The organism is Corallococcus praedator (assembly GCF_003612125.1).
In the GTDB taxonomy this organism is placed as follows: domain Bacteria; phylum Myxococcota; class Myxococcia; order Myxococcales; family Myxococcaceae; genus Corallococcus; species Corallococcus praedator.
This window is the reverse complement of sequence record NZ_RAWI01000376.1, coordinates 1-8976: the sequence shown is the minus strand read 5'-3', so window position 1 is coordinate 8976 and position 8976 is coordinate 1. Positions and strand designations below refer to the sequence as shown.

Annotated in this window: 9 protein-coding genes; 8 read left to right on the top strand and 1 reads right to left on the bottom strand. The window is 70.0% G+C overall.

The annotated features are described in order from the left end of the window. On the top strand, window positions 1-1143 hold a 1143-nt coding region (locus tag D7Y13_RS33215; RefSeq protein ID WP_147452546.1), incomplete at its 5' end, for a serine/threonine-protein kinase. 76 nt (window positions 1144-1219) lie between these two features. Here D7Y13_RS33215 and D7Y13_RS33210 read toward each other — a convergent pair. Beyond that, window positions 1220-2032, bottom strand: coding sequence for a YsnF/AvaK domain-containing protein (locus D7Y13_RS33210; RefSeq protein WP_120537448.1), 813 nt, complete (start codon window positions 2030-2032; stop codon window positions 1220-1222). Window positions 2033-2530: 498 nt separating this feature from the next. Between D7Y13_RS33210 and D7Y13_RS33205 the strand changes: the two genes are divergently transcribed. The 7 genes from D7Y13_RS33205 (at window position 2531) to D7Y13_RS33175 (ending at window position 8773) form a co-directional block, all read left to right on the top strand. Further along, window positions 2531-2845, top strand: a complete 315-nt coding sequence (locus D7Y13_RS33205; protein ID WP_120585695.1) for a hypothetical protein — start codon at window positions 2531-2533, stop codon at window positions 2843-2845. A 156-nt stretch (window positions 2846-3001) separates the two neighbouring features. Further along, entirely contained in the window at window positions 3002-4210 is a 1209-nt protein-coding gene (locus D7Y13_RS33200) for an ABC transporter substrate-binding protein (RefSeq protein ID WP_120537450.1), read from the top strand. An 18-nt stretch (window positions 4211-4228) separates the two neighbouring features. Then, the gene (locus tag D7Y13_RS33195) at window positions 4229-5149 is read left to right on the top strand and encodes a branched-chain amino acid ABC transporter permease (RefSeq protein WP_120537451.1); all 921 of its coding nucleotides are present in this window, start codon (window positions 4229-4231) and stop codon (window positions 5147-5149) included. Next, entirely contained in the window at window positions 5149-6219 is a 1071-nt protein-coding gene (locus tag D7Y13_RS33190) for a branched-chain amino acid ABC transporter permease (protein ID WP_120585696.1), read from the top strand. The genes D7Y13_RS33195 and D7Y13_RS33190 overlap by 1 nt, the downstream gene beginning before the upstream one ends. After that, the gene (locus tag D7Y13_RS33185) at window positions 6216-7085 is read left to right on the top strand and encodes an ABC transporter ATP-binding protein (RefSeq protein ID WP_120585697.1); all 870 of its coding nucleotides are present in this window, start codon (window positions 6216-6218) and stop codon (window positions 7083-7085) included. Before D7Y13_RS33190 ends, D7Y13_RS33185 begins: the two co-directional genes overlap by 4 nt. Beyond that, the gene (locus D7Y13_RS33180) at window positions 7082-7834 is read left to right on the top strand and encodes an ABC transporter ATP-binding protein (protein WP_120585698.1); all 753 of its coding nucleotides are present in this window, start codon (window positions 7082-7084) and stop codon (window positions 7832-7834) included. The genes D7Y13_RS33185 and D7Y13_RS33180 overlap by 4 nt, the downstream gene beginning before the upstream one ends. 180 nt (window positions 7835-8014) lie before the next feature. Continuing rightward, on the top strand, window positions 8015-8773 hold the full coding sequence (locus D7Y13_RS33175) for a hypothetical protein (RefSeq protein WP_233595943.1): 759 nt from the start codon (window positions 8015-8017) through the stop codon (window positions 8771-8773). The last annotated feature ends 203 nt before the right edge of the window (window positions 8774-8976 follow it).

Here is an 8976-nt window from a genome sequence, read left to right as displayed (position 1 = left end):
TTCGAGGACGGCGGCGGGCGGGTGATGGGGCTGGTGGAGGCGATTGGCGAACAGCTGGACTCGGCGGTGCTGTCCTTCCTGGCGCTGACGGACGGCCGCGGGCCGCTGGAGCGGCTGGACGAACTGGACTCGGACGGCACGCCCGTGCAGCGCGGGCGCATTGGCCGCTATGAGGTCGTGAAGCCCCTGGGCACGGGCGGCATGGCGCAGGTGCTGGTGGCGCGCACGCGCGGGCCGGAGGGCCTGGGCCGGCTGGTGGCGCTCAAGCGCATCCTGCCGCACCTGACGGCGCAGCCGGAGATGGTGCAGCAGTTCCTGGACGAGGCGAGAATCGGCCTGCGGCTGTCGCACCCCAACCTCGTGCACGTCTACGACTTCGGCGAGGCGCAGGGCGCGTACTACATCGCCATGGAGCTGGTGAACGGCATCGACCTGGACCGGCTGCTGCGCGGGAACAAGGGCCCGCTGGAGCCGGCGGTGGCGTCCGCCGTGGTGTCCCAGGCGCTGATGGGGCTGCACGCCGCGCACGCGCTCAAGGGCGAGGACGGCGCTTCGCTGGAGCTGGTGCACCGCGACCTGTCGCCGCACAACCTGATGATCGGGTTCGACGGTCAGGTGAAGGTGCTGGACTTCGGCGTGGCGAAGGTGCGCGCGCAGCGCACGGTGACGCTGCCGGGCATCGTGAAGGGCAAGCCGCTCTACATGTCCCCGGAGCAGGCGCTGGGCCAGCGGCTGGACGCGAGAAGCGACCTGTTCGCCATGGGGCTCATCCTCTACCAGGCGCTCACCGGCACGCGCGCCTTCGACCGCGATGACGAGCTGGCCACGATGAAGGCCATCTGCCAGGACAAGCTGCCCCGGCCCCCGGAGGTGCCGATGCCCCTGTGGAACGTGCTGTCGGTGGCGCTGTCCAAGGCGCCCGAGTCCCGCTTCGACACCGCCCACGCCATGGCGGACCGGCTGGTGGCCGCGTGTCCCCCCGCGCGTGACACGGTGCTGGCGGCCCTCACGGCCCGGCTCTTCCCGGAGCGCCTGCGCGACTCGCAGCGGATGGAGACGGGCGTCAATCCGGCCCGCGAGGCTCCGACGCGCGCGACTCCGGTCGCCCCTCCCGCGCCGCGTCCCGGTGGAAAGCGGCGCTGAAGAAGTCCCCGCACGCCGCGGGAAGGCGGCATGCGGGAGGAAGGCACAAGGCCCGACGGATGTCGCACGGTGAGGACTAGCGGCGCTTGAGCGGATCCAGGTCGGCGTCCGCCTTGTAGCCGATGCGGCGCTTGTCTTCGTCCAGCTCCTCCTCGGTGCGCACCACCGTCACGCCCTCCACCTCCTCGTGGCGGACGCGGCCCTCCATGCTGCGGGTCTCCTCCATGGAGCGCTTGCGGATGTCGATGTCCTCATCCGCGTAGACCCGCTTCTGCAGCTCCGCGTCCTCCGCGCTCAGCGGGATGCGGATGGTCTCCTCGCGGAAGTCGGCCGTGTCGGGCGTGTTCGGCGCCACCGCGCGGCGGACGACCTCCACCTCCTCGTGGCGCACCGGGACGGTGATGGTCCGCATCTCCTCCACGACGACCTTCCTCACCTGGGCCTCGCCCGCACGGTGCTGGTGCTTGATGGCTTCCAGCTCCTCGTGGTGGGTGCGCAGCGTGACGTCCTCGCTCGCGATGCGCTCGGCGTCCTTGAGGTTGGCCCGTGACTCCAGACGGGTGTCCTTCAGGCCGGTCCTCGGTACGTCGCCGACGACCTTCTGCGTCCCCGTCTTCACGGTCCCCATCGTGCCGGTGGTCGCCGTCCCCAGGGCGCCGGCGTTGCTCGCATCGGACAGGCTGCTCAACGCCTCACGGCCATGGTTGAGGTAGATCTCCCCGTTGCGGATGTCGCTCACCTCCATGTAGCGGACCAGGTAGTCCTTCGGGAAGAACATGCCCTTCTCGATGTGGAACTCGCCTTCGCTGATGGCGAACACCTTGCCCAGCTTCTCGCCGTCGCTGCTGCGGACGACCATGCCTTCCTTGATATCAATGCGCTTGATCATGGACTGGCTCCTTGTGACTTCACGTCGGGTCGGTTGTGGCCAGGCGGAGCGCCGGAACGTCGTCCGTCGCAATGGGTCGGGGCTCCTGGGGGGAAAGGGACGCGAGGTGCCCGCCACGGCCATCAGCAGGAAGTTGGGTCCAGTAACTGACAAGGAAACCCCTGCCCCTGGGTGATCCGGGGGCTCGTCACCCAGCCCGCCGTTGTCAGGCCCCTGGTGCGCGCTTCCCTGCCTCCTGTCTGGACACCGGGCGTGCAGGAGTGAAGCGACCCATCCCCCTGCTGGCCGCGCTGCACCGGACGCCCCACTGTGTTGGCGCGGGTCCGGGTGTGCCGGTCCCCATCAGAGGAGCCTTCCATGCGTGGCACGGGTCCAGGCCGGGGGTTGAAGCGGTGGAGCGGCATGCCGTGGAGCGGGAGCCCTTCCACTCCCCGCCGTCACGGTGCTCACGGCGCCCGGTTCCGCGCTCCGGGCCGCGGCCTGGGGTGGATGGCCGGCATGGTGGGGGTGCTGGTGGCCGGCGGGCTCCTGCGCCGCCGGGCCTCTACGGCCGCGTCGAAGGCGGTCCTTCCCACCGCGTTCCCCCTGGCGAAGGCCCGCGCTGAAACGACGGCGCTCGCCGGAGAGCCGCCTGCCTGGCCCTCGAACGACGGGGCATGGCATCCCTGCGCGGACGCGCTGGCGCGCGCACTGGGCGTGTCGGGGAAAGAGGCGGAAGGGGACCGGGACGTCCGGCCGGCGCCCCCGCTTCGACGCGGTCCGTCGGGCCGGGAGCACTTCTGGAGGGAGCCGGGGACGCCTTCCGGAGGCTGAGTCCCGGGGGACGTCCGGGAGGGGGCAGGGCGCACGACAGCGCTGTTCCAGGGTGTTCGCGAGCGTCCGGTCCCAAGCTGTGCGCTTGACCCATGGGGAGGGCTCCCCTAGAAAACCGGGGCTTTGCCGTCATCTCCCCCCGGAGGGAACCCCCACATGCGACGACTTGCCCCGATGCTCCTCGCCGCGCTCGCCGTCCTGGCGGTCGCCTGCGAGAAGAAGACGCAGCCCACGGGAGAGGGCGGCGGCCAGCCCGCGGCGCAGGTCCCGGCCACGGCGCAGGGCGGTGGCGCTCCGGCGGGTGACGACGTCATCGTCCTGGGCGAAGTGGGCGCGCTGACGGGCGGACAGGCCACCTTCGGCATCTCCAGCCGCAATGGCATCGCGCTGGCGCTGAAGGAGGCCAACGCGGCGGGCGGGGTGAAGGGCAAGAAGCTGGTGGTGCGCGTCTACGACGACCAGAGCAAGCCCGAGGAAGCGGCCCAGGCCGTCACCCGGCTGATCACCCAGGACAAGGTGGTGCTCATCCTGGGCGAGGTGGCTTCGTCCAGCTCGCTCGCCATGGCGGAGAAGGCGCAGGCGGCGGGCGTGCCGATGATCACGCCCTCGTCCACCAACCCCACCGTGACGGAGAAGGGCGACAACATCTTCCGCGTCTGCTTCATCGACCCGTTCCAGGGCTTCGTGATGGCCAAGTTCGCTCGGGAGAACCTCAAGCTCAACAAGGTCGCGGTGCTCCAGGACAACAAGAGCGCCTACTCCATCGGCCTCACGGAGGTGTTCCGCCAGAAGTTCGCGGAGCTGGGCGGGAAGATCACCGTCACGGAGAGCTACAGCCAGGGCGACACGGACTACCGCGCGCAGCTGACCGCCATCAAGAAGACGCAGCCGGAAGGCATCTACGTGCCGGGCTACTACAGCGAGGTGGGCGTCATCGCCCGGCAGGCGCGCGAGCTGGGCCTGAAGGTGCCGCTGATGGGCGGCGACGGCTGGGACTCCGAGAAGCTCTTCGAGCTGGGCGGCAGCGCCATCGACGGCAGCTACTTCTCCAACCACTACTCGCCGGACAACCCGGACGAGCGCGTGAAGAAGTTCATCGCGGACTACAAGGCGGACTACAACGGCGCGGTGCCGGACGCGCTCGCGGCGCTGGCGTACGACGCCGCGCGGGTCGCCATCGACGCGCTGAAGCGCGCCCCGGACACCAGCGGCCCGGCGCTGCGCGAGGCCATCGCGCAGACGAAGGACTTCCCGGGCGTGGCGGGCGTCATCACGCTGGACGCGAAGCGCAACGCGGTGAAGTCCGCCGTGGTGCTGAAGGTCGCGGACGGCAAGTCCACCTACGTCACCACCATCGCTCCGTAGTCAGGGCCCCCACCCGGCATGTCGCAGCTTCTCCAGCACCTCATCAACGGACTGGCTTCCGGCACCATCTACGCCCTGGTCGCACTGGGCTACACGATGGTGTACGGCGTCCTCAAGCTCATCAACTTCGCCCACGGCGACGTGATGATGGTCGGCGTCTACATGGGCTACGCGACCGCCTTCGCCCTCGGGCGCGAGGCGCAGCGTTCCCTCTGGGGCGTGGTCGTCATCTTCGCGGTGGCCATGGGGGGCTGTGCGCTGCTCGGCTTCCTCATTGAACGCTTCGCCTACCGGCCGCTGCGCGAGAAGCCGCGCCTCACCGCGCTCATCACCGCCATCGGCATCTCGTTCGCGCTGTCGTACGGCTTCCAACTGGACATCGGCTTCCTGCCGGGCGCCTCCCCTCGGGCCTTCCCGGAGGTCATCGTCCCCACCGAGTGGTTCATCGTGGGCGACCGCGACGTGGTGGTGTGGAACTGGCAGGTCATCAGCTTCCTCATCGCCGTGACGCTGATGGGCGCGCTCCAGTTCCTCGTGTACCGGACGCGCTTCGGCAAGGCGATGCGCGCGGTGTCCTGGGACCACCGCACCGCGGCGCTGATGGGCATCCCCACCGACCGCATCATCGCGCTGACGTTCATGCTCTCCAGCGCGCTGGCGGCGGGCGCGGGCCTGCTCTACGCCATCAAGGACACGTCGGTGAGTCCGCTCATGGGCCTGTACGTGGGCCTCAAGGCCTTCGTGGCGGCGGTCATCGGCGGCATCGGCAACGTGCCGGGCGCGGTGGTGGGCGCGCTGCTGCTGGGACTCGTGGAGGAGTTCGTCGTGGGTTACGCGGCCAGCACCTGGCGTGACGCGGTGGCCTTCGGCTTCCTCATCCTGGTGTTGCTGGTGAAGCCGGGCGGCCTCTTCGGCCGGGTCGCGGCGGAGAAGGTCTGATGGCGACCCCTGGCGCGACGACCCTGCCCGACGACATGGCGGGCCCCATTCCCCCGGCGCTGCGCGGCCTGTTGCCCGTGCTCCTTGCGCTGCCGGTGCTGGCGCTGGCCGAGTGGACGCTGGGCGCCTCCCCCTTCGCCACGTATCTCCTGTCCGTCGTGGGGGTGAACATCATCCTCGCGGTGAGCCTCAACATCGTGAACGGCATGACGGGCCAGTTCTCCATCGGCCACGCGGGCTTCATGGCGGTGGGCGCGTACATCGCCGGCGTCACGTCGCTGTCGCTCAAGGAGGTGGCGCTGTCCTTCCTGCCGGTGGCCGCCAGCGACCAGGTGCTCTTCGTGGTGGCGCTGCTCGCGGGCGGCGTCTGCGCGGCGCTCTGCGGCTTCCTGGTGGGGCTGCCGTCCCTGCGCCTGCGCGGGGACTACCTGGCCATCGTGACGCTGGGCTTTGGTGAAATCATCCGCGTCTTCGTGCAGAACACGGAGGCGTTCGGCCGCGCGCTGGGGCTGTCGGGCATCCCGCAGTACTCCAGCGTGGCCATGGTGTACTTCTGGGTCTTCCTGGTGGTGCTGGTGGCCCGCCGCATCGCGGGCTCCAGTCACGGCCGCAGCCTGTGGGCCATCCGCGAGGATGAGGTCGCCGCCGAGGCCATGGGCGTGGACACCACCGGCTACAAGGTCCGCGCGTTCGTCATCTCGTCGTTCTTCGCCGGCATCGCGGGCGGCCTGTTCGCCCACTTCGTGCCCATCATCAACCCCGGCTCGTTCACCTTCGTGAAGTCGATGGAGATCGTCGTCATGGTGGTGCTGGGCGGCCTGGGTTCCACGACGGGCGCCATCGTCGCGGCCATCTTCCTCACGCTCTTGCCGGAGGGCCTGCGCTCGCTGTTCGGCGCGATGGGCGCCGAGGGCAGCCTGGCGCAGAAGGTGGATCAGATCCGCATGCCCGTGTACGGCGTGCTGCTGGTGGTGCTGATGCTGGCCCGCCCCCAGGGCCTGTTCGGCACGAAGGAGCTGTGGGACGTGCTGCCGCGCTGGCTTCCCCGCAGGAAGAAGGGGCTGTCATGAGCGTGGCCGCCACGTCACAGGACGCGATGCTCCAGGCGTCCGGGGTGAGCATCCGCTTCGGGGGCCTCAAGGCCCTCACGGACTTCAACCTCTCCGTGCGCCAGGGGGACCTCCTGGGCCTCATCGGGCCCAACGGCGCGGGCAAGTCCACCGCCTTCAACGTGCTCACCGGCGTGTACCAGCCCACCGAGGGCGAGGTGCGCGTGGCCGGGCAGAAGGTGAACGGCTGGGTGCCGCATCAAATCAACCACCTGGGCCTCGCGCGCACGTTCCAGAACATCCGCCTGTTCCGCGCGCTCACCGCGCTGGACAACGTGAAGGTGGCCTGCCGCGCGCAGGGCGCCCTGCACCCGGTGAAGCTGGGCCAGGCCGCCAAGGTGGGCACGGCGCTGCGCAACTACCGCGACTGGTGGCGCGCGCTCCTGCTCACCCCCGGCTTCCAGCGGGAGGAGCGCGAACTCACGCACCAGGCGGAGCACCTGCTGGACGTGATGGGCCTGTCGCACCGCCGCGACGAGGAGGCGAAGAACCTGCCTTATGGAGAACAGCGCCGCCTGGAGATCGCCCGCGCGCTGGGGACCCGGCCCAAGGTGCTGCTCTTGGATGAGCCCGCGGCCGGCATGAACACGCGGGAGAAGGCGGACCTGATGGTGCTCATCCGCCGGTTGCGCGACGAGTTCTCGCTGGGGGTGCTGGTCATCGAGCACGACATGAAGCTGGTGATGGGCATCTGCGAGACGATCACCGTGCTGGACCACGGAGAGACCATCGCGCGCGGTGCCCCGGCGGCGGTGCGAAGCGACCGCAAGGTCATCGAGGCGTACCTGGGCGACAGCTACCTGGAATCCCACGGAGGCGCGGCGTGAGCGAGCCGGTGAAGGTGCTGGGCGAGCGCCGCGCGTTCGCGCCGCTGCTCACGGTGGAGGGGCTCCAGGTCCGCTACGGCGCCATCCAGGCGCTGAGGGGCGTGTCCCTGCAGGTGGGCAAGGGCGAGATGGTGGCCCTCATTGGCGCCAACGGCGCGGGCAAGACGAGCACCCTGCGCGCGGTGAGCGGCATGCTCAAGGCCGCGGCGGGGCGCATCACGCTGGAGGGCAAGGACACCACGTCCCTCAAGGCGCACCAACTGGTGCCGCGCGGCATGGCGCACGCGCCGGAGGGGCGGGGCATCTTCCCCAACCTCACCGTGCAGGAGAACCTGGAGCTGGGCGCGTACCTGCGCCGGGACACCGCCCGGATTGAGCAGGACATGGAGAAGGGCTTCACGCTCTTCCCGGTGCTCAAGGAGCGCCGCCGCCAGCTCGCGGGCACGCTGTCCGGCGGCGAGCAGCAGATGCTGGCCATCGCCCGGGCCCTCTTGAGCAAGCCGCAGCTCTTGCTCCTGGACGAGCCGTCCCTGGGCCTCGCGCCGCAGGTGACGGAGACCATCTTCCGCACGCTGCGCGAGGTGAACGCCACCGGCGTCAGCGTGCTGCTGGTGGAGCAGAACGCGCACCTGGCCCTCAACGCCGCCCACTACGGCTACGTGCTGGAGACGGGCGAGGTGGTGATGGCCGGCGCCGGCAAGGCGCTCCTGGAGAGCGCCGAGGTCCGGCGCGCGTACCTGGGCGAATAGTTCCCAAAGCCGACTTTCCGGCCTGGGGGCGGTGTCCTCCCCCCGACGCTTGTGGGGGAGGAGGCGCCGCCAGTTCCTCGCCGCGCCTTGAAACTCGGGTAGTCAGCGGCGGAGCACTTCGTCTAGCGTCCGACAGGACATCTCGTTTTCTCCCCATCTTTCACATCAGGAAGCGTGCCCATGCGTCCGTTGTCCCGCCTCCTTCTTGCTTCGCTCACCACCCTCGCCCTCATCGCCGGCGCGTGCGCCAGCCAGCAGAAGACCGACGGCAGCTCCGGTTCCTCTGGCGGCGGTGACGGCCGGCAGGCCCAGTCCACCATCGAAGATGTCCCCAACGAGGGCGGGGACGTCGCCCCCACGGGCCCGGAGTTCAAGGCCTACGACGCGCCCGAAGGCTTCAGCATCGGCATGCCCGCGGAGCCGCAGATCGCCCGCAAGCAGGTCCCGCTGGGCTCCGGCACGGTGTCCACGGCCGCGTACTCGGCTCGGGCCATGGACGTCCTCTACTCCGTGAGCATCGCGGACTACCCGGAGAAGCTCGTGGCGAGCCGTCCTCCCGAGGCCCTGCTGAACGAGGGTCGGGACGGCCTGGCCAAGGAGGTCAACGGCACCCTGAAGGACGAGAAGGACTTCACCCTGGAGGGTGGCTACCCGGGCAAGGCCTACACGGTCAGCTCCCCGACGGTGGGCGAGCTCCGGGCGCGCAACATCCTGGTGGGCGCGCGCATGTACACGCTGCTGGTGCTCTTCAACCCGAACTCCGGCGCGCCGGCCGCGGACGCGTTCTTCGACTCGCTGAAGCTCGTCAATCCGCCGCCGCCGCTGGCCACGGCCGTTCCGGACGCGGGCACGGTGTCGGACGCGGGCACCCTGGACACGGGCGTGGACGCGGGCACGACCGTGCCGGACGCGGGCACGCGCCGCCGCAAGGCGAAGTAGTCGCTTCCACCCGCCGCGCTTCGCTTCTTCCGTGAACCGGGAGGCGTCGCGCGGTGGATGTGTGTCCACCACTCCGCTTCGGGAGGGGTGGATCCTCCGCGGCAGGCCTCCGCTGGATTGCTCCCCCGCCTCCCATCCCTAGCTTCGGGGTGGGTGAGGACGGGGGAGAATCGCGATGATGGCTTGGGTCTGTCTCTTATACA

Bases quoted from the DNA above. Each gene is read 5' to 3' on its own strand.
- D7Y13_RS33210 (WP_120537448.1), bottom strand. From the start codon at position 2,032: ATGATCAAGCGCATTGATATCAAGGAAGGCATGGTCGTCCGCAGCAGC.
- D7Y13_RS33205 (WP_120585695.1), top strand. From the start codon at position 2,531: ATGGTGGGGGTGCTGGTGGCCGGCGGGCTCCTGCGCCGCCGGGCCTCT.
- D7Y13_RS33200 (WP_120537450.1), top strand. From the start codon at position 3,002: ATGCGACGACTTGCCCCGATGCTCCTCGCCGCGCTCGCCGTCCTGGCG.
- D7Y13_RS33195 (WP_120537451.1), top strand. From the start codon at position 4,229: ATGTCGCAGCTTCTCCAGCACCTCATCAACGGACTGGCTTCCGGCACC.
- D7Y13_RS33190 (WP_120585696.1), top strand. From the start codon at position 5,149: ATGGCGACCCCTGGCGCGACGACCCTGCCCGACGACATGGCGGGCCCC.
- D7Y13_RS33185 (WP_120585697.1), top strand. From the start codon at position 6,216: ATGAGCGTGGCCGCCACGTCACAGGACGCGATGCTCCAGGCGTCCGGG.
- D7Y13_RS33175 (WP_233595943.1), top strand. From the start codon at position 8,015: ATGCGTCCGTTGTCCCGCCTCCTTCTTGCTTCGCTCACCACCCTCGCC.